This is a genomic window from Chitinophaga tropicalis, from assembly GCF_009758205.1.
GTDB lineage: Bacteria > Bacteroidota > Bacteroidia > Chitinophagales > Chitinophagaceae > Chitinophaga > Chitinophaga tropicalis.
On record NZ_WRXN01000001.1, the window covers coordinates 740,506 to 759,950 of the forward strand.

General features: G+C 44.9%; 17 protein-coding genes. 10 read left to right on the forward strand and 7 right to left on the reverse strand.

Annotated elements, in window-relative coordinates; translation table 11 throughout:
- The first annotated feature begins 17 nt into the window (after positions 1-17).
- The 4 genes from GO493_RS03135 (at position 18) to GO493_RS03150 (ending at position 4,122) form a co-directional block, all read left to right on the forward strand.
- Complete coding sequence (locus GO493_RS03135) at positions 18-1,427, forward strand: redoxin domain-containing protein (RefSeq protein ID WP_157304646.1); 1,410 nt, start codon at positions 18-20, stop codon at positions 1,425-1,427.
- 265 nt (positions 1,428-1,692) lie between these two features.
- Positions 1,693-2,382, forward strand: a complete 690-nt coding sequence (locus tag GO493_RS03140) for a porin family protein (RefSeq protein WP_157304647.1) — start codon at positions 1,693-1,695, stop codon at positions 2,380-2,382.
- 142 nt (positions 2,383-2,524) lie between these two features.
- Positions 2,525-3,148, forward strand: a complete 624-nt coding sequence (locus GO493_RS03145) for a porin family protein (RefSeq protein WP_157304648.1) — start codon at positions 2,525-2,527, stop codon at positions 3,146-3,148.
- Positions 3,149-3,339: 191 nt separating this feature from the next.
- Complete coding sequence (locus GO493_RS03150; protein ID WP_157304649.1) at positions 3,340-4,122, forward strand: porin family protein; 783 nt, start codon at positions 3,340-3,342, stop codon at positions 4,120-4,122.
- 272 nt (positions 4,123-4,394) lie between these two features.
- Here the strand turns inward: GO493_RS03150 and metF are convergent, their stop codons facing one another.
- Positions 4,395-5,345, reverse strand: coding sequence for a methylenetetrahydrofolate reductase [NAD(P)H] (metF, locus tag GO493_RS03155; RefSeq protein WP_157304650.1), 951 nt, complete (start codon positions 5,343-5,345; stop codon positions 4,395-4,397).
- Positions 5,346-5,632: 287 nt separating this feature from the next.
- Here metF and lptB point away from each other — a divergent pair, with 287 nt between their 5' ends.
- The 3 genes from lptB to fabG all read left to right on the forward strand — a co-directional run bounded on the left by lptB (position 5,633) and on the right by fabG (position 8,738).
- Positions 5,633-6,397: an LPS export ABC transporter ATP-binding protein gene (lptB, locus tag GO493_RS03160; protein WP_157304651.1), complete on the forward strand. Its 765-nt coding sequence runs from the start codon at positions 5,633-5,635 to the stop codon at positions 6,395-6,397.
- A 69-nt stretch (positions 6,398-6,466) separates the two neighbouring features.
- Complete coding sequence (locus GO493_RS03165; RefSeq protein ID WP_449386640.1) at positions 6,467-7,954, forward strand: GH3 auxin-responsive promoter family protein; 1,488 nt, start codon at positions 6,467-6,469, stop codon at positions 7,952-7,954.
- 34 nt (positions 7,955-7,988) lie between these two features.
- The gene (gene fabG, locus GO493_RS03170) at positions 7,989-8,738 is read left to right on the forward strand and encodes a 3-oxoacyl-[acyl-carrier-protein] reductase (protein ID WP_157304653.1); all 750 of its coding nucleotides are present in this window, start codon (positions 7,989-7,991) and stop codon (positions 8,736-8,738) included.
- A 42-nt stretch (positions 8,739-8,780) separates the two neighbouring features.
- Here fabG and GO493_RS03175 read toward each other — a convergent pair whose 3' ends face one another.
- Positions 8,781-9,671: an SMP-30/gluconolactonase/LRE family protein gene (locus GO493_RS03175; RefSeq protein WP_157304654.1), complete on the reverse strand. Its 891-nt coding sequence runs from the start codon at positions 9,669-9,671 to the stop codon at positions 8,781-8,783.
- Positions 9,672-9,956: 285 nt separating this feature from the next.
- On the opposite strand from GO493_RS03175, the gene GO493_RS03180 reads away from it, so the two are divergent.
- Entirely contained in the window at positions 9,957-11,408 is a 1,452-nt protein-coding gene (locus GO493_RS03180) for a hypothetical protein (RefSeq protein ID WP_157304655.1), read from the forward strand.
- Between the two features lie 23 nt (positions 11,409-11,431).
- Entirely contained in the window at positions 11,432-12,484 is a 1,053-nt protein-coding gene (locus tag GO493_RS03185; RefSeq protein WP_157304656.1) for a nucleoid-associated protein, read from the forward strand.
- A gap of 230 nt (positions 12,485-12,714) precedes the next feature.
- On the opposite strand, the gene GO493_RS03190 is transcribed toward GO493_RS03185, so the two are convergent.
- The 5 genes from GO493_RS03190 to radA all read right to left on the reverse strand — a co-directional run bounded on the left by GO493_RS03190 (position 12,715) and on the right by radA (position 18,142).
- On the reverse strand, positions 12,715-14,124 hold the full coding sequence (locus GO493_RS03190; RefSeq protein WP_157304657.1) for a PSP1 domain-containing protein: 1,410 nt from the start codon (positions 14,122-14,124) through the stop codon (positions 12,715-12,717).
- A gap of 157 nt (positions 14,125-14,281) precedes the next feature.
- The gene (locus GO493_RS03195; RefSeq protein ID WP_157304658.1) at positions 14,282-15,421 is read right to left on the reverse strand and encodes a DNA polymerase III subunit; all 1,140 of its coding nucleotides are present in this window, start codon (positions 15,419-15,421) and stop codon (positions 14,282-14,284) included.
- Between the two features lie 9 nt (positions 15,422-15,430).
- Complete coding sequence (locus GO493_RS03200) at positions 15,431-15,958, reverse strand: glutathione peroxidase (protein ID WP_157304659.1); 528 nt, start codon at positions 15,956-15,958, stop codon at positions 15,431-15,433.
- 84 nt (positions 15,959-16,042) lie between these two features.
- Entirely contained in the window at positions 16,043-16,732 is a 690-nt protein-coding gene (locus GO493_RS03205; RefSeq protein ID WP_157304660.1) for a ComF family protein, read from the reverse strand.
- 39 nt (positions 16,733-16,771) lie between these two features.
- The gene (radA, locus tag GO493_RS03210) at positions 16,772-18,142 is read right to left on the reverse strand and encodes a DNA repair protein RadA (protein WP_157304661.1); all 1,371 of its coding nucleotides are present in this window, start codon (positions 18,140-18,142) and stop codon (positions 16,772-16,774) included.
- A 587-nt stretch (positions 18,143-18,729) separates the two neighbouring features.
- Between radA and GO493_RS03215 the strand changes: the two genes are divergently transcribed.
- Positions 18,730-19,419 (forward strand): zinc metallopeptidase, encoded by a 690-nt coding sequence (locus GO493_RS03215; RefSeq protein WP_157304662.1) that lies wholly within the window; start codon positions 18,730-18,732, stop codon positions 19,417-19,419.
- The last annotated feature ends 26 nt before the right edge of the window (positions 19,420-19,445 follow it).

The window sequence follows — 19,445 nt, forward strand, 5'->3', positions numbered from 1 at the left end:
TACACCAACTATGTCCTATGCGTAAACTTATTATGATACTGGCCTTTGTATGCTGTTGTATACAGCTTCAGGCCCAGGGCTACCAGCTTACGGTACAACTAAAGCAGTACAAAGAGGGAAGAATATACCTGGCCCACTATATGGGCAAAAACTTTTATATGGCAGATTCTGCCCTGTTAAATCCGCAGGGGGTAGCTGTCATGAAGGGAAAGGAAAACCTGCCCGGGGGGATTTATATCCTGCTGCTGCCGGGAAAGCAACGCTACTTCGAAATGTTACTGGATAATAAAGATCAGCAGTTCTCCATTACAGCAGATACGACAGACCTGATCACCAAAACAGTATTTAAAACCTCTGCAGAGAACGAGCTGTTTCAGTCTTACAATAAATTCCTGACAAAAGATATCACCGCATTAGGTAAGGAAATAGAGTCCCGGATAGCTGCTCATACAGCAGCCGATTCTGCCCTGGCAACAGAAAAACAGGCGGAACTGCGTAAAAAGCTGCAGGACTACAGGAATGACCTGATTGCTCAGCATCCCAAAAGCCTTCTGTCAAGTATTTTCAGGGCAATGAAGGAGCCGGAAGTACCACCAACTCCTGCCGGTGCAGATTCTACCTTCCCTTACCGTTATTATAAAACACATTACTGGGATAATGTAAATCTGGGTGATGGCCGCCTGGTGCGCACCAATGTGATCGAAAGTAAACTGCAACGTTATTTTACCCAGCTGGTACCGCTGGACCCTGATTCCATCAATGTGGAATGTGACAACATCATTGCTAAGGCCAGGAAAGATAAGGAGATGTTCAAGTTTGTGCTGTGGTGGCTTACCTACAATTATGAAACGTCCAAATACATGGGTATGGACGCCGTATTTGTTCACCTGGTAGAGAAATACTACGTAGCTGGCGATGCTTACTGGCTGAATGATGAACAGCTGAATAAAGTGATTGCCCGGGCATATGCCATGGCGCCTAATCTTATTGGTCAGCAGGCGCCTCCGCTGGAAGTGAAGGATTCGCTTATGAAGCCGGTATCACTCTATACTACAAAATCGAAATATACGGTACTCGTCTTCTGGGACCCTACCTGCGGGCATTGTAAAATAGAGATACCCAAGCTGGATTCTGCGTATAAGGCTAGCTGGAAGAACAAAGGGGTTACTATGATCGGGTTTAAAACCGAAGGCACCAGGGAAGAATGGCAGAACTTTATTAAAGAGCATGATCTCAGTGGCTGGATGCATGTCTGGGACCCGAACGCGCAAAGTAATTTCCGCCGTCTCTATGATGTTTACAGTACTCCGGTGCTTTATCTGCTGGATGAGAAAAAGAAGATACTTGCTAAACGTCTGGGAGTAGAACAGCTGGATGAGTTTTTGGAAAAATCTGAAGTTAAGAACGGGGCTGTTCAAAATAAATAAACATATTTTCCGGGCAGACCTCCGGGCTGCCCTTAACTAAAAAAAAAAACGAGTTTGCCGAAGGCAAACTCGTTTTTTTTTGCCCATTAAAAATGCCATAAAAACTCCCCTCAAAAGAAACCCTTCCTCCTTGCAAAACACCCTAAATCGTAACATGAAATTTTTTTTTATGCTGTAATTTATTTACTTGCAGTCAGATAAGCTTGCTGATTTTTGTTTTGGCATAGTCTTTGGAAGTTGAGAAGCAGGATCAAATTTTACGGTTATGACGAAGAAGATTATCCTTTCATTAGCAGCCCTGGTCATTTCTCTGGGAGCAATGTCCCAGGTGCGCGTAGGGGTCAAAGGAGGTTGGAACCTATCCAGTCTCACTGTTGACAACGACGGATCTGTCGATAAGGACAGGTCGTTATCCGGTTACCATATCGGCTTGATCGCAGATATGCCGCTGGTACCGCGAATCTTATCTTTCCAACCCGGCGTATTCTATAGTACAAAGGGGGCGAAGCTGGTTTCCGGAGATGAAGACAGCCAGAACTACACAAAGTTCACTACAAGACCTCAGTACATTGAAGTCCCTTTGAACTTTATCGGTAAGATCCCTGTAGGTGCAAATACTAAGTTATTTGCCGGTATAGGGCCTTATTTCGCATTTGGTGTAGCCGGAAAGAACAAAGTATATACCACTATTGGTGGTGTAACCACAACGACAGAATCTGATATTAAATGGGACGATGACACTCCTTTCAATGACGGAGATCCCAACAAGGGGCTCAACAAATACAAACGTTTTGACTGGGGTGGTAATCTGCAGGTAGGCGCCGAATTCCGGAACGTATTGATATCTGCGCAGTACGGAATGGGCTTTGGTAAGATCAATTCCGGTTCTGATAACAGCAGCGATGACAAAAACAAGAACCGTGTGTTCAGTATTTCTGCTGGTTACCTTTTCTGATACGGGGCAATATTTAATAATAAAGAGCAAGTCAAATCCGGACGTAAACAGGCAACGTCTTTTTAACTACAAACAACAGCTATAAAGAAGGTATAACATCCGGAACGCCTGTAGGATGTTATCCCCAACTTAAAACACCTATATGAAAAAGGTATTATTGTTTTCCGCAGCGCTGCTGATCGCAGGCGTAACTTTTGGTCAGAGCAAACCTAAATTCGGTATCCTGGCTGGTCCTAACTTCTCCAGTGCAACTATCAAAAACCTGACAGAAAATTCCGGTAAAGAAACTACTGACCTGCTGGTTGGCGTAAGAGCTGGTGTAACTGTAGATCTGCCACTGGCTGACGAATTCTACATTGGTACTGGTTTACTGTTTGCCGGAAAAGGTGGTAAAAACATCATGGATGCAGACGTTAAAGCTAACCTGTCTTACTTGCAGCTGCCTATCAACTTCCTGTTCAAACCTGAAGTTGGCGCCGGTAGCCTGAACCTGGGCGCTGGTCCTTATGTAGCTTACGGTATTGGCGGTAAGTTCAAAACCAAAGTTGGAGACGTTGAAACTAAAACGGATGCTTTTGGCGATAACGGTGGCCTGAAACGTTTTGACGCTGGTCTGGGCCTGGTAGCTGGTTACGAACTGAAAACAGGTCTGTACCTGGGTATCAATGCTGACCTGGGCCTGGTAAACATCGCTGATAATGAAGGCGGTGGAGACGGTAGCTGGAAAAACACCTCTTTCGGTGTTTCCGTAGGATATAAATTCTAAGGCAGGCAAATATTTAAATAAAGGCCCTCATCTCATGATGGGGGCCCTTTATTTTAACCCCTTTTCGCTGGAAAATTTCAAAATTATACCCCTGTTTATAAGTAATTTCTCATATTTCCAGTTTTTTTTAAACATTTTTGAACCAATCCCATAACAATTTCGTTAATTTAATTCGTCGACTGGAATGCCGTATGGACCCTGATATTCAGCCCGGTACCTACCAGAAAACACAGCATAACCTCAGATGTCTGTCCATCAATGTTCAACGCATGAGTAAATTTACTCCCTTGTTGTTATCAGTAATATTACTGACAACAAGTATATCCCTATATGCTCAGGTGAGCATAGGTTTTAGAGGAGGGTACACCCTATCTGCCACTCAGATCAGAGAAGCCTCCGGTTATAAAAGCAATGGTCTTGGCTCCGGCAGTCAGTTAAAGAACTGGCATGCTGACCTTGTGATCAATATTCCCTTGTATGAAAAGTTATATCTCCAGCCCGTGTTACGGTATGTTACCAAAGGCGCTTACCTGAAGCCTTCAGAAATGCAGCAGGATGCCATTGTGGAATCTGCCAACAAGATCCGCCTGCATTACCTGGAAGTTCCGGCCAACCTTGTACTCAAGATCCCTTTCTCTGCCGGGAAAATAGTAATAGGGGGCGGCCCTTATCTTGCCTATGGCCTGGCAGGCAGCTATAACCTGGACCTGCTCTATAATGGAAGGGTAGTAGAGACCAACACCCAGTCAGTAGATTTCAGCAGCCGGGATAAAGGTATCACCCCCGGATTAAGACTGAACCGCTGGGATGCCGGCGTTAATGCTATGGCAGGCGTAGAGCTGGGAGATATGCTGATGATAGGCGTCAACTACAGTAAAGGCCTGAAGAACCTGGACCGCTCAAAAGGTTCCACCATCAGGAACAGCTATATAGGCCTCAGCGTGGGAATACTGTTGAACAGGGAAGATTACTGATCGTAAAATATTCAGCAAAATGTAATGCCGGCCATAAGCCGGCATTTTTTTTTATTTCTTATAGGGGGGAGGTCCTTTCTCCCCGTTTTAATGATACAAACAAAGACTCTTAGTTCTCAACATAGGACAAAACAAAAAGTGTGACAGTTATTCAGACATGCCAGTACGTTTCAACGTAATGGCATTTTTATTACCTGGATAAACGGCAACCTTGCAATAAAAAAGCGGTCACGCCTCAGGCGGACCGCTTTTACCTTATTAAGATCTTAATATTATAACGCTTCAATAGCCTTACAGATCACATTTGGCTTACCCAGTGTATAATAATGCAACACAGGAACACCAAAAGCTTTCAGTTCCCTTGACTGTTTAATGAGCCATTCAGTACCTACAGCTTCCACTTCTTTATCCGTCTTACATTTCAGTATCTCGTTAGAAAACTCTGTAGGGATGTCTACATGGAAAGTCCTTGGCAGTACTGTCAGCTGTTTCCTGGAGGTAATAGGTTTCAATCCCGGTATAATAGGAACAGTGATACCCATTTCCCTGCATTTTGCCACAAAATCAAAGTACTTCTGGTTATCGAAGAACATCTGTGTAACAATATAATCTGCCCCGTTCTCTACTTTCCGCTTCAGGTAACTCATATCCGTCTGCATATTGGGCGCTTCAAAATGTTTCTCAGGATACCCGGCCACACCTATACAGAATTTGGTCTTAACCCCGCTCTGCAGGTCTTCTTCCAGGTAAAGCCCGTTATTCATATTAACTACCTGCTGCAGCAGCTCATCTGCATAACGGTGCCCATGAGGGTCCGGCTCAAAGAAAGATTCATTCTTTGCCGCATCCCCGCGTAGTACCAGCACATTATCTACTCCCAGGTAATTAAGATCTATCAGCGCGTTCTCAGTTTCCTCCCTGCTAAACCCGCCGCAGATAAGATGGGGAACTGCATCGACATTGTAATGGTTCATTACGGCAGCGCAGATGGCAACTGTTCCGGGTCTTTTACGTATCTCTACTTTCTCAAAGGTGCCGTCAGCCCGTTTTTTAAACATATGCTCACTCCTGTGATAGGTCACGTTAATGAAGGCCGGCTTGAATGCCATCAGCGGGTCCAGGTGTTCATAGATAGACTCAATGCTCTTTCCCTTCAGTGGAGGAAGTATCTCAAAAGATATCAGGGTATCCTTCGCCTGCGCAATATGTTCTGTTACTTTCATGGTAAAATAAAAGTGGGCTTTAGTTAATGCCGGGCAAAAATAATATATCTATTAGAATTATCGTCTGCTATTTCCCGTAATGGCCGAATATTTATAAACTCTAATCCGGTATTCGTAGATAAAAGATGCAGGAGAACAGGAAAAGTATACCCGTAAACAGTAATATCCCGGTTTGGCCCGCAGTATCAGACCGCTCCCGGTAAGAAATCTCAGGCTGATACACTACTCCGTGAACAGTTATCCATTGAAAGCTAAATGAAAAGTGTATTTTTGCTAAGTTTGAACATATGGCATTAAAAATACATACAGATCAACTTGTAAAGCGATACGGCCATCGTACTGTGGCTAATCATGTATCTGTGGAAGTAACGCAGGGTGAAATAGTTGGTTTGCTTGGCCCCAATGGCGCCGGCAAAACAACCACATTCTATATGGTGGTAGGGTTGATCAAGCCTGACGAGGGAGAAGTATTCCTGGATGAAGTGAATATTACCAAGCTCCCTATGTATAAAAGGGCCAAGATGGGTATCGGTTACCTGCCGCAGGAAGCCTCGGTGTTCCGTAAGCTGAGCGTGGAAGATAATATTGCCGCCGTACTGGAAATGACCAACCTGAAAAAGGCCGCCCAGAAAGAAAAGCTGGAGAGCCTGCTGGAAGAGTTCCGCCTTACTCACGTGCGGAAAAGCCCGGGAGACGTACTGAGCGGTGGAGAACGCCGCCGTACCGAAATTGCCCGCGCACTTGCCGTAGACCCCAAATTTATCCTGCTTGATGAACCGTTTGCGGGTATTGACCCCATTGCAGTTGAAGATATCCAATCTATAGTAGCACGTCTTAAGTACAAGAACATTGGCATCCTGATCACCGACCATAATGTGCAGGAAACTTTATCTATTACAGACAGGGCCTATTTGCTGTTTGAAGGCAAAATACTCAAAGCCGGTACAGCAGAAGAGCTGGCAGCCGATGAACAGGTTAGAAAAGTGTATCTTGGGCAGAATTTTATTTTACGTCGTAAAAATTACCTGGACGAAGCAGCTAAGCAACAATAAAACTACTACGTTCCTGATCCTATTATGAGAATATTAAGTCCTGCAATATCACAATTGGCGCGATTGCGTATGGGCCGCATAGAATATTTTATGCAGTACCCACAGCAAGTGCAACAGCAGGTGTTTCAGAACCTTATCAGTGCCGCTCAGTACACTGAATTTGGTAAACAATACAGCTTTTCACAGATCTATAAGATAGAAGAATTCAAACAACAGGTACCTGTTCATAACTATGATACGCTGAAACCTTACATCCAGAGAACGATGGAAGGCCAGCAGAATATCTTATGGAACACACCTATTAAATGGTTCGCCAAATCCAGCGGCACCACGGCAGATAAAAGCAAATTCATCCCGGTTTCTGTAGAAAGCCTGGACGAATGCCACTACCGCGCCGGCAGGGACGTACTATCTCTGTATTATAACAACTTCCCGGATTCCCGCCTGCTTACCGGCAAATCGCTGGTAATAGGAGGCAGCCACCAGGTCAACAAGCTGGACGCAGAAAGCGATTCCTACTTCGGAGACCTGAGCGCCGTAATGTTACAGAACATGCCGTTCTATGGCAATATGATCCGCACACCAGACCTTTCCATTGCCCTGATGGACGAGTGGGAAGAGAAAATAGAACGTATGGCCAACGCCGTGATCCATGAAAATGTGACCTCCATTGCCGGAGTGCCCACATGGACGCTGGTGCTCATCAAACGTATCTTTGAAATAACAGGAAAGGATAACCTGGCAGACGTATGGCCTAACCTGGAACTCTATATGCACGGCGGTGTCAGCTTCACTCCGTACAGGGAACAGTTCAGGCAGCTGATCCGTAAACCGGATATGTTCTACCAGGAAACATACAACGCATCCGAAGGTTTCTTTGCTGCCCAGGACATCATAGGACAGGAAGGACTACTGCTGTTCCTCAACCATGGCATTTTCTACGAGTTCATGCCAATGGAGGAATATGGTAAAGAAAACCCGCAGACCCTGCAGCTGCCGGATGTAGAGCTGGGTAAGAACTATGCGCTGATAATCAGCACCAACGGCGGATTATGGCGTTACCTGGTAGGAGATACCATACAGTTCACTTCCCTGGCCCCTTACCGTGTTCGCGTAAGCGGCCGTACCAAATCCTTTATCAATGCCTTTGGCGAAGAGCTGATTGTAGAGAACTCCGATATGGCCATTGCCAAAGCATGTGAGGAAACCGGTGCTGTAGTGAACGATTATACCGCTGCCCCCATCTACTTCAGCGGCAGTGAAGCCGGCGGTCATGAATGGCTGCTGGAGTTTGATGTAATGCCAGATAACATAGAGCACTTTATAGATGTGCTGGACAATACCCTCAAATCCATTAACTCAGACTATGAAGCCAAGCGCCATAAAGATATGGCCCTGCGCCGCCCACTGACACATGTACTGTCAAAAGGTACTTTCACAGAGTGGCTGAAGAGCAAAGGGAAACTGGGGGGCCAGCATAAGATACCACGATTGAACAATGAAAGGCAGCTAGTGGAAGAAATCCTTAAATTCGCCGGAATAACAGGCAAAATCTAAACTTGATCATTAAACTAACAACTATTACGTCTATATGAAATTACTGGAGAACAAAGTAGCTATCGTAACAGGTGCCAGCAGAGGAATAGGAGAGGCAATAGCAATAAAGTTTGCAGAGGAAGGAGCCAACGTGGCATTTACATACCTCAGCTCGGACGAGAAAGCCAAAGCACTGGAGCAGAAGCTGCAGTCACTGGGAGTTAAAGCTAAAGCCTATAAATCGAATGCTGGTATCTTTGGAGATTGCGAAACACTGGTAAATGACGTGTTGAAAGAATTTGGCGCTATTGATATCTGCGTGAACAACGCAGGTATTTCCAAAGATAACCTGCTGCTGCGTATGAGCGAAGACCAGTGGGACGATGTGATGGACATCAACCTGAAAAGCGTATACAACATGACCAAACATGTAATACGCCCTATGATGAAAGCTAAAAGCGGCAGCATCATCAATATGAGCTCTATCATCGGTATTAAAGGTAACGCCGGACAAAGCAGCTACGCAGCTTCCAAAGCAGGTATCATCGGTTTCACCAAATCCATTGCACAGGAGCTGGGCAGCCGTAACATCCGCTGTAACGCTGTAGCGCCGGGCTTTGTTGAAACTGATATGACCCACTATCTCAAAGAAGGAGACGGTGCTAAGAGCTATATTGAGAAAATTCCGTTGGGCCGTTTCGGTAAGGCGGAAGATATTGCCAACGTATGCCTCTTCCTGGCATCCGGTATGGGAGAATATATAACCGGCCAGGTGATCAGCGCCTGCGGCGGTCTGAATATCTAAACTATTTATTAAGTAGCCCGCCTCAGGCGGGCTACGTTCTTTTTAATATCTCTTTCCAGGCGTCTCTACCCTGAACATCTCCATACACTTGCGGTCCTGCAGGGTCACATATACCGTTTTCCCGTCTTTACCACCAAATGTCAGGTTGCTGCAATGCTTCCCTGTAAGCGGTACTTCCCTTATTTCCTTCCCTGCGGGCGATAATACCACGATGGTTCCTTTGCCCCAGCGGGCCACATAAAGATTACCGGCCTTATCACATTTCATTCCGTCAAACCCGAAATCCGGAAATGCTGCGAACAGCTTTTTATTGCTGATATTACCCGCTTTGTCCACATCATACTTCCAGATCTTACGCTGTATGCTCTCATTCACATATAATGTCTTTTCATCCGGACTCAGCTCTATTCCATTGGTAGTGCCCATATTGGCTTCAAGCAATACAGCCTTGCCTCCCTTATCTATACGCCAGATCTGTCCGCTCTGGTCTTTCCAGTTCGGATCTGACGCATATAGCTGATCATTCCTGTTAATACAAAGATCATTAGGCTGATTGAACTTGTCAGAGTGTACATATACACTCACTTTTTTCGTCTTCGGATCTACCTCCAGTACATTGTGCCCTTTGAAGTCCGGCAGGTACATATGCCCTTTACTGTTAAACTGGATGCTGTTGCCAATACTGCTGTCCGGAAGACTGACAAATAATTCCCCGCTGCCGTCTTTGGTATTGATCTTACCAATGGTGCCATCCCTCTCAAAGTTCACCACATATAAGTTGCCTGCCTTATCAAAGTTGGGGCCTTCAATATTTACAGAGAACATCTTTTCCTTTGTGAGGTCCTGCGCCTGGTAAAGTGCAGGTACTTTTTCCTGTGCCGTGGCTGCACAGCTGGCTGTAAGGGCCAGTACTGACAAGATATGCTGTTTCATGATGCAAAATTGACGTTGAAGCATTAAGTTAATAAAACCCGGCAGTCCTGCAAAAGCGTATAGGACAGAAGGTAGTATACAAGTCTGAATTCTTAGCAGGCCGCAGGCCAGGTCCCGGCCCTCAAAAAATCAGTAAAGTTGCAGTAGTTTACCTTCTATAAGGACGTAGTAAGAAAGAATAGTTAAAATTTTACCATTCAAAATATTTGGTAATCAAATAATTAAACATATTTAAGAAGTACTTATATATTTGCATTGTACTAGTCCTGTGATAAAAGTCCTATTATGTTTAGAACTATACCTGTTGTTTGCCTTTTATGGCTGGCTATTCACTCATCGTGTACAAACACTACGCCGCCACCAGCTACCAGTAAGAGTATTGACATCCCTCAGATCCTTCCGGACAAGGCAATGGAGTTTTCCAATTTTCTCAATGAAATGGCCATGCTGAAATTGCCGTATCCGAATGCCTATGAATTGAAAGAGATAAAGAACTATGCTGAGTACCTCGGCGCCGGGCATTACGACAAGGTAAAGGCAGGCCGGTTTGCTGCCCTGAACGGATATACACCGGTCATTTTCTCCTGCGATGTAAATGAACATGAGAAAGTAACTTACCTGGTAGTGTATACAGAAGACGGAGCAGAGAGGGCCCGGCTGCAGATAGCGGCAGATAAGCAAAAGAGAGGTACTGCAACACAGGACCAGCAGTTAAACGATTCTACAGAATTTACCAGCCAGTGGTTCTATATGAGTGAAGATTCCCTGATAGAGGTAAGAGACAGGCATTCTTTTTATGTGAACGGAACACAGAAAGTGAACACAGCGCTTCACTTCTACCATATCACAAGGAAAGGCCTGATTAAGGAAGTGCCTCGTATCAAAGAATCTTTTGACACCTACGCCGCACGCTTTCCTAAACATGAGCTTCCGGCTACGCTGGATACAGTTATTATTAACGGACTGAATCCCGTTTCCCGGCTTACGTCTTTTTATGATTTTGTAGACGAAAGACAGGACCCGCTTTATGCACTTGGAAAGTTGAACCTGAAAGGCAGGGCAACCATCCTGCTGTATGCCAGAGATACTATTTACCTGGATGATGGATTCAACTACCCGGAAGTAAAACTGGTCACATACCATGAAGGAAAAGAGAAAGACAGGATAGTGATCTATGGCGGAAGAGTAGGAGAGAATTACGAAACAGTATATAAAAAGTGTAACCTGGATACTGATGGCAGCATCAACCTCCGGGAAGAAGATAACAGGTATGCAGACAGTCTCTATAAGTTCAATACTGTTTACAATATGCAGTATGAGATACTGCCGGGTGGAAAGATCGTAGGACGGCAGGCAACTTCAATTGTACACACTTCCCGTTTGTACAATGAGAAGGATTGCATTAAATATTTTAAAGCAGGACATAGCAATCATCATTACAAGACATTGTTCCATATACGCGCAAAGAAAGGTATCCTGGTAGGACTGCATGCATATAATAAAGGAGCAGAGAATTTCATGGAGTTTATCACCGCTAATGCAGATAATAAGATCATTGACAGGTATACAGTGTACAACCATCTTAAGAAACAGAAGTATGCAGATGTAAAGGCAAAGGAAATGAAGAATGTGGAAGATGATTATAATGACAGGAGAGGTAAGCTTACCTGTGATGCAATTATCAGGCTTCCGGGCAGAGACCTGCATATCACGCCGGAGGGCAAGTTTGTGAAATAGTTTTTAACTATTTTCGCCCCGCCATGATACATGTTTCTGAATTTAAAGATCTTGAGTACCTGTCTATTCATAAGGTAGGGAATGCCTCACAGGAAGAACCGCTGATCTGTTCACAGGCTCCGCTGGAGTTGCAGGACGAAACTATCAGCCAGTTATTGCTGAGTTATTTTATTCAGCCTTTTACAAACAGTGCAGAGTATTTTCGCTTTTATCATGAAGCTGATCTGCAATTAAATGAGATATTTCAATATTGCCGTCGTATATTTGAGGATAGGGACAATTTTCACGAGCAATCCATCAATATTGCCAAACATCTGTATAAGCATTCCACTCATCCTAAGATAAAAGGAGGAGAACTTTATATAGCCTACTTTAGCAAATGCCAGGTAGACGGAGAAGAAGTTGAAGCTTTGGGGATATTCAAATCAGAGAACAGGGACACCTACCTGAAAGTATTCCTTGCAAATGAAAGTTATCAGGTGAATTATGAAGATGGCATTAATATCAATAAGCTTGATAAAGGATGCCTGGTATTTAATACAGAAGACGAGAACGGGTACAAAGTCAGCATAATAGACAGCATTAGTAAACAAAATGAAGCCGTTTACTGGAAGGATGCCTTCCTGCAGGTACAACGCAGAGAGGATAGCTACCATCAGACAGAACTGGCAGTGAACATGTGTAAGCAGTTTATCCATGATAAACTACCTGGTGAATATGAAATCAGCCGGGTAGATCAGGTTGATCTGTTAAACAAATCTGCGGCATATTTTAAAGAGAAGGAACAGTTCCAGCTCGATGATTTTGCGCAGGAAGTATTAGGCCATCCTGATGCTATAGCTTCATTTAAGGAATACAGGGAACAATTCCAGCAGGAGTATCAGCAAGAGATACCGGATGAGTTTGACATTTCTGCTCCTGCATTAAAAAAACAACAAAAGGTTTTCAAGAGTATCCTTAAACTGGATAGAAACTTCTCGGTATACATACATGGTAACAGGGAGCTGATTGAGAGAGGATTTGACGAGGCTACCAATATGTACTATTACAAGCTGATGTTTGAAAACGAAGCCTGACACTAACTTTTTTTCATAAGCAAAAACCAATTGTTAAACAAAGGCTGCTCTTTTGCGCGGCCTTTTAATTAGCCTCAGCCGGAAACGTTCCCGTAAAACAAAGGATTTCACCGGTTTTTGCTGTTGACTACCATCTTACAATAGATCTTTCAGCCGGCCGCAGGCCATAAAAATACCTCTAAAAAAATGGGGCTGGCCACTGGCCAGCCCCGGTAAAAAGGTGTTGAATATTATTTCTGTTTCTCCCGAGGTTGCTTCGGCGGCCTGTTATGCCCACCACCACCTTGCTGCTTCCCACCACCAGGATTATTTCCTTTATCCTGCTGCTTAGGAGGCTGATTCGGCTTCGGCTTATTCTGCCCACCGCCCTGCTGCTGCTGTGGCCTTTGCTCCTGCTTAGGCTTTTGCTGCTGCTGTTGTTGCTGTGGTTTCTGCTGCTTAGCCTCAGGTTTTTTACCCTGTGGTTGTCCTTGCACCTGTGTCTGTGCTTCCTGTTTCTGCTTATGCTTCTGTTTCTCCTTGTCTTTATGCTTTCTCTTCTGAGAAGCTTTTTCAAGTGACCGGAGACTGATCTGTCCAACCACATCCGCAAAACCAAGATCTGTTTCTTTAGGTTTGGCAGCAACCACTTCCACAGGTTTCAGATCTTCAGGTCTGATATTCTGTTTATTGAGCTGACGTATTTCTTTTACGCGGGCAATAGTAAGCGGGTATTGCTTATTACTGTCTCCATAAGAATACCACATCAGGTTTTTGAAGATATCACGTTTCTGCAGGGTAGCTACACCATTAGCGGTTTCAATGCTATCTGCATCTTCAGGGAATTCTTTCAGTGCATCGAGGTAAGTATCCAGCTCATAGTTCAGGCAGCACTTCAAACGTCCGCATTGTCCGGACAGTTTGGCCTGGTTAATAGAAAGGTTCTGGTAACGTGCAGCGGTAGTATTTACGCTCTTGAAGTCAGTCAGCCATGTAGAACAGCAAAGCTCCCTGCCGCAGCTGCCAATTCCTCCTACTTTCCCTGCTTCCTGGCGGGCGCCTATCTGTCGCATTTCAACTTTTACACGGAATTCTCCTGCATAAAGTTTGATCAGCTCACGGAAGTCAACCCTGTCATCTGCGGTGTAGAAGAAGGTAGCTTTACGGCCATCCGCCTGTATTTCCACTTCTGCCAGCTTCATTTCAAGACCTATGCTGCGGGCAATGGCCCTGGCTTTAATGAGAGCATCCTTTTCCCGGGCCTTGTTATCGTTCATCCGGTTAAGGTCTTCAGTAGTGGCGCGGCGAAGAACTTTCTTTACTTCAGGGGTATCTTCAATACGGCGCTTTTTCATCTGCAGCTTTACCAGCTCTCCTGTCAGGCTGATCTGACCTATGTCAAACCCGCTTACTCCTTCTACAGTTACCATTTCTCCTTTATCAAGGAACTGTTTGGTTGTATTCCGGAAGAAATCTTTTCTGCTACCGTTATTGAAGCTTACTTCTATAATATCAAATGGTGCTAAGCTGTCACTCAAGGGAATATTGGCCAGCCAGTCAAATACATTCAGCCTGTTACATCCACCACTGCTGCAACCTCCATTGCTTTTGCATCCTGACGGCTTCCCCTCTGCACCTGTACCACATCCGGCACAAGCCATATTAATCAGTTTAAATTATTAAATGAATGCCGCTCCGGGTATGCCCCGGGCGCTTTAAAATACACAATTCGCCTTTTACTACAAAAAGAGCGAACAACAAAGGTAACGGAAAATGACGGTACAGCCGCCATATTAGTGGTATATCGTTTGGATACCCTCACATTACCGGGATCGGTTTACGCTTAAAGATATACTGTAGTTTGACGGAAAGCGCATGAAACAACAATTTGGCGTTTGCATTCCGCTCAATATAATAACAGGCATTGTCCAGTTCCTGCATGATCTGTTCCATTTGTCCCAGGTCTGCCAGTTTCTGCAATTTGCCGGCAAAATCAGTTTCTTCTTCTGAAAAGGCCAGCTGGCTCTTATCTATATACCTGAGCCTGAGGGTATGTTCCAGCAGGTTGATAAAATAGCGGAGAAACTGTTTCTGGTTCTCTCTTCCTGTTTTGGCGCTGGCAATATTCTCTATCCATTCCTGCAATGCTACACGGTTGCCGGTAAAGATATAGTTGAGCCAGTTACGGAGCAGTTCATGATAGTCGTCGTCAGAGTGCTGCAGCATATACAAAGCCTCCCTGTAATTGCCGGAGGCAATGGTAGCGGCCTGCCGGGCCTTGGCTGCCGGGATCTGCGCCCGGTTCACCAATGCTTCTACCATTACTTCCCTGGGCAGCGGGTTTACCTTTACCAGCTGTGTGCGGGACAGGATAGTGGCCAGGATCTGTTCCTGGTTTTCTGCCACCAGCAGGAAAATGGTATTATCAGGTGGTTCCTCTATCAGCTTTAACAGCCGGTTGCCTTCATTACCCAGGTATTCAGGCATCCACATCAGGAGTATCTTGTAAGTGCTTTCAAAACTCTTCAGGCTCAGCTTGCGGATAATTTCCTGGCATTCTGCCGCCGTGATATTGCCCTGTTTGTTTTCCGCTCCTATAAACTGCAGCCAGTCATACGCATTGCCGTACGGGTTGGTGGAAATGAACTCCCTCCACTCACCTGCATAGTCCGAGCTTACAGGTTTATCGCCTGCTTTACGCGGGATGACCGGGTAAGAGAAATGAATATCAGGATGGATATACCTACCTGCTTTTATACAGGCAGGGCATTGGCCACAGGCGCCATTGGGCTGCTTGTCCTCACATACCAGGTACTGGGCAAAAGCAAGGCCCAGCGGAAGTCCGCCGGAACCCTCAGGCGCCAGGATGATCATGGCATGACTGATACGGTTCTGTTCTACAGCCTTTATTAATTGTTGTTGTATGTCTTCCTGACCTATGACGTTCGAAAAAAGCATAGGCGCAAATTAGTATTTCTTTTCTATCGCGGCCGTTACCTCTGCAGACAGTGGTTGTGTTTTAGGTGAGAATACAGCAACAAGGTTGCCTTTTTCATCCAGCAGGTATTTCTGGAAGTTCCAGGTTACTTCAGCCGGTTCAAAATGTTTGGCTTTGCTTTGTTCCAGCAGCCATTTATAAACAGGATGTATATCGCTGCCTTTTACGGAGATCTTGGCAGCCATCGGGAAGGTCACTGCATATTTTTTGGTGCAGAATTCTTTGATCTCTGAGTTGGAACCGGGTTCCTGTGAACCGAAGTTATTAGCCGGGAAACCGATGATCACCAGGTTCTTCTCATATTTCTTATACAGCTTTTCAAGATCTGCATATTGTGGGGTATTACCACACATAGAAGCTGTATTGACAATAAGGATCTTCTTGCCTTTATAGTCGGCAAAGTTGATCTTTCCGCCATCCACTGCATCTACTTTGAAGTCATATATAGCACCTGCCTTCATGAATAAGAGCATTGAAATCAGCAATGTTTTTAACATATAATCCAATTTAAGTGTAGAGTAAATTATTCAACCTGCATATGCAGGACAGCTAAAATTAAGTAAATAATTGTATATAAGGTGTTAATGATGTGCGTAGGCAAGGCTGCACACGCTTACGCTGGCGCCGGCATCATAAAGCAGCCGGCAGCAGGTTTCCGTTGTGGCGCCGGTAGTGATCACATCATCCACCAGCAACACATGCTGCCCTGAGGGGAGAGTGGAGGCTTTCAGCATAAATGATGCTGTTACATTCTGCCATCGCAGCAGCCTGTTCTTTGTTGTCTGCGACGTGCGCTGATCTGTCCGGGCCAGTATATTGTTTATAACAGGTTTGCCGGTAACCGCGGCAATGCCGTTAGCCAGTACAGCAGCCTGGTTATAACCACGCTGTCTTTCCCTGGCTGCTGTCATGGGTACGGGAACAATACCTGTAATTTCGTGTATCCACTGGCTTTGTAACAGCAGATGCCCGGCCTGCCTGCCCAGGAATAAAGCAATATCCTCTCTGCGGTGATATTTAAACTGGTAGATAAGGCGTTGCAGCAGGGTAGACCTTACATAGTAATAAGCCGCCATGGCTTGCAGCACTTTAGCCCTTCCGTAAAAGATCCGGGCTACAGGATTGTTTGTATGATGCTGAAAACCGGTAACAGGCAGCTGCCGCATACAGGACAGACACAGTATTTCTTCTGTGTTGCTGAGATCTGTTCCACAACCTTCACAGGTGTGGGGATAGAATAAATGAAGAAGGGATGAAAGCAGGTTTATCATTGTACAATGGATGGTTAACCTGCTGAAAGTAATGAAAAATCAGAACAATCCCCTGTATACTTCTTCTACGCGGCCAACAGGTACAATTTCAATATTAAACTTGCCGAAGTCTGCACCTTTCTTATTATAGCGGCTGATGAATATCTTTTCAAAGCCCAGTTTTTCAGCCTCGGCAATACGCTGTTCAATACGGTTCACTGCCCTGATCTCTCCGCTAAGACCTACTTCTCCTGCAAAGCAGATCTTGCTGCTGACAGGAATGTCTTCATAAGAGGAAAGCAATGCACATAACACGGCAAGATCTATAGACGGATCTTCAACACGGATACCGCCGGCAATATTCAGGAACACATCTTTTACACCGAAATGAAAGCCGCCTCTTTTTTCAAGCACTGCCAGCAGCAATTGAAGACGTCTGAGATCAAAGCCTGTAGCTGTACGTTGCGGAGTACCATATACAGATTGTGTTACCAGCGCCTGCACTTCTACCAGCATAGGCCGCATTCCTTCAATAGTAGCTGCGATAGCCACACCGCTCAGCTGGTCTTCCCGTTGTGAGATAAGTATCTCTGAAGGATTGGTTACCTGTCTGAGGCCCTGTCCCGTCATCTCATAAATACCCAGTTCTGCTGTGGAGCCGAAGCGGTTCTTGATAGTGCGGAGAATACGGTAAGCATAGTGCTGATCTCCTTCAAACTGTAATACAGTATCCACCATATGTTCCAGGATTTTTGGTCCTGCTATGGAACCATCCTTGGTAATATGACCGATAAGGAACACGGGAGTATGGCTTTCTTTGGCAAAGCGTTGCATTTCTGCCGTGGTTTCCCTTATCTGGGATACACTGCCGGGAGCAGATTCAATAAAGGGAGATTGTAGTGTTTGTATGGAATCTACGATGACAAGCTGCGGGCGTAGTTTTTTTATTTCCTGGAAAATAGTCTGGGTAGATGTTTCTGTAAGCAGGAAAAAATGATCGTTCTTCACCTGTAATCTGTCTGCCCGCATCTTCACCTGTTGTGCACTTTCTTCACCACTGATATATAAGGTGGTGATATCTTTCAGCTGCAGGGCATTCTGCAGGAACAGCGTGCTTTTGCCAATGCCGGGTTCTCCGCCAACAAGTACGAGTGAGCCGGGTACTATACCGCCGCCCAGTACGCGGTTCAGTTCAGCATCCGGTGTAAGCAGGCGGTCTTCCTCCACTGCACTTACTGCCGAAAGATGAACTATGTTGTTTGATTTACCGTTTTCTTTTTCGGGTTGCCAGCTTGTATTACGTAAAGGGATATCTTTCTGTACCTTTTCTTCAACAAAGGTGTTCCATTGTTCGCAACTCGGACATTTACCGGCCCATTTAGCAGATTCATATCCACAATTCTGACAGAAGAAAGCAGTTTTAATTTTCATCCGGCAAATTTAAGTTTTTAGATTTCGTGTAAACATGTAAATGATAGTGCGAAATATTATGCGAGAAAAACAACAAAAAAAGAAGAAAAGGGGAGATCTGAAAGTTGTCAAAAAAGAAAAGAGCCAACAGAAATTTCTGCTGACTCTTTCTACTTACTAACCCATTAAATTCACGTCTAAATTACTAAATGGCTTCAGAATAAAAAAGTTTATTTAATTGATGTGAATAACTTTTGAGGAGTTTTTATAATGTGACAGATCTGCCACCATAGCACGTTTCAGGCCATTAAAGCATCCAATTATACTTTCAATAAAAGAGCATAAAAGATTGATAAATAGGAATGATAACGTCCTAAATTATATATGAATTCCGGCTCATAAAATCATTATTTATATCTGACAGAACGGCCGGAAATGCGGTTAAGAATTTTCAAAAAGGACATATTGGCAGTGTTAAATTTAGATTTGGCAGACGGGGAAGGGAGAATTCTTAAGGAAATCATAAATCCCTCGGCGAAGGGCCGGTTGGACAGTAATTTGATCAGGTTAGGAGTATTTTTGTATTAAATAAAACCTATTCGGACAATATGACTCCTGGAATTCTGATAACATCGCTGATCTTTATGGCTATCAGCATGTTGATAAGTTATAGGTTGAAAAGTAAATTCAGGGAATATAGTGGAGTACCAACCTCTTCCGGCCTGACCGGTAAGCAGATTGCGGAAAAGATGCTGAAAGACAATGGTATTTATGATGTACAGGTCATTTCTGTAGACGGTTTTCTGTCTGACCACTATAATCCTGCCAATAAAACTGTCAACCTGAGCCCTGAAGTATATAGCGGGGCCAATGTGGCGGCCGCGGCAGTAGCGGCGCATGAATGCGGGCATGCTGTGCAGCATGCCAGGGCATATGCCTGGCTGAACCTGAGGTCCAGGCTGGTGCCGGCCGTTCAGTTCAGCTCCGGCATTGTACAATGGGTGCTGCTGATCGGTATATTGATGATAAATGTCTTCCCGGCCCTGTTGCTGGGAGGGATCATCCTGTTTGCCGTTACCACCCTGTTTGCCCTGATCACGCTGCCGGTAGAATTTGACGCTTCCAACAGGGCGTTGGCCTGGTTAAACAATACCTCCCTGATGCGCCCGGAAGAACATTCCAAGGCAAAGGACGCTCTCTGGTGGGCGGCTATGACATATGTAGTGGCAGCTATTGCTTCTGTGGCAACGCTGATCCAGTATATTATGATCTATCTTTCCGGCTCAAGAAGAGATTAATTGAAGTCAGTATAACTTATCAGCTG

What these genes read in the sequence shown, in the direction of transcription:
- GO493_RS03135 (WP_157304646.1), top strand. Translation starts at nt 18, where the DNA reads ATGCGTAAACTTATTATGATACTGGCCTTTGTATGCTGTTGTATACAG.
- GO493_RS03140 (WP_157304647.1), top strand. Translation starts at nt 1,693, where the DNA reads ATGACGAAGAAGATTATCCTTTCATTAGCAGCCCTGGTCATTTCTCTG.
- GO493_RS03145 (WP_157304648.1), top strand. Translation starts at nt 2,525, where the DNA reads ATGAAAAAGGTATTATTGTTTTCCGCAGCGCTGCTGATCGCAGGCGTA.
- GO493_RS03150 (WP_157304649.1), top strand. Translation starts at nt 3,340, where the DNA reads ATGGACCCTGATATTCAGCCCGGTACCTACCAGAAAACACAGCATAAC.
- metF (WP_157304650.1), bottom strand. Translation starts at nt 5,345, where the DNA reads ATGAAAGTAACAGAACATATTGCGCAGGCGAAGGATACCCTGATATCT.
- lptB (WP_157304651.1), top strand. Translation starts at nt 5,633, where the DNA reads ATGGCATTAAAAATACATACAGATCAACTTGTAAAGCGATACGGCCAT.
- GO493_RS03165 (WP_449386640.1), top strand. Translation starts at nt 6,467, where the DNA reads ATGGGCCGCATAGAATATTTTATGCAGTACCCACAGCAAGTGCAACAG.
- fabG (WP_157304653.1), top strand. Translation starts at nt 7,989, where the DNA reads ATGAAATTACTGGAGAACAAAGTAGCTATCGTAACAGGTGCCAGCAGA.
- GO493_RS03175 (WP_157304654.1), bottom strand. Translation starts at nt 9,671, where the DNA reads ATGAAACAGCATATCTTGTCAGTACTGGCCCTTACAGCCAGCTGTGCA.
- GO493_RS03180 (WP_157304655.1), top strand. Translation starts at nt 9,957, where the DNA reads ATGTTTAGAACTATACCTGTTGTTTGCCTTTTATGGCTGGCTATTCAC.
- GO493_RS03185 (WP_157304656.1), top strand. Translation starts at nt 11,432, where the DNA reads ATGATACATGTTTCTGAATTTAAAGATCTTGAGTACCTGTCTATTCAT.
- GO493_RS03190 (WP_157304657.1), bottom strand. Translation starts at nt 14,124, where the DNA reads ATGGCTTGTGCCGGATGTGGTACAGGTGCAGAGGGGAAGCCGTCAGGA.
- GO493_RS03195 (WP_157304658.1), bottom strand. Translation starts at nt 15,421, where the DNA reads ATGCTTTTTTCGAACGTCATAGGTCAGGAAGACATACAACAACAATTA.
- GO493_RS03200 (WP_157304659.1), bottom strand. Translation starts at nt 15,958, where the DNA reads ATGTTAAAAACATTGCTGATTTCAATGCTCTTATTCATGAAGGCAGGT.
- GO493_RS03205 (WP_157304660.1), bottom strand. Translation starts at nt 16,732, where the DNA reads ATGATAAACCTGCTTTCATCCCTTCTTCATTTATTCTATCCCCACACC.
- radA (WP_157304661.1), bottom strand. Translation starts at nt 18,142, where the DNA reads ATGAAAATTAAAACTGCTTTCTTCTGTCAGAATTGTGGATATGAATCT.
- GO493_RS03215 (WP_157304662.1), top strand. Translation starts at nt 18,730, where the DNA reads ATGACTCCTGGAATTCTGATAACATCGCTGATCTTTATGGCTATCAGC.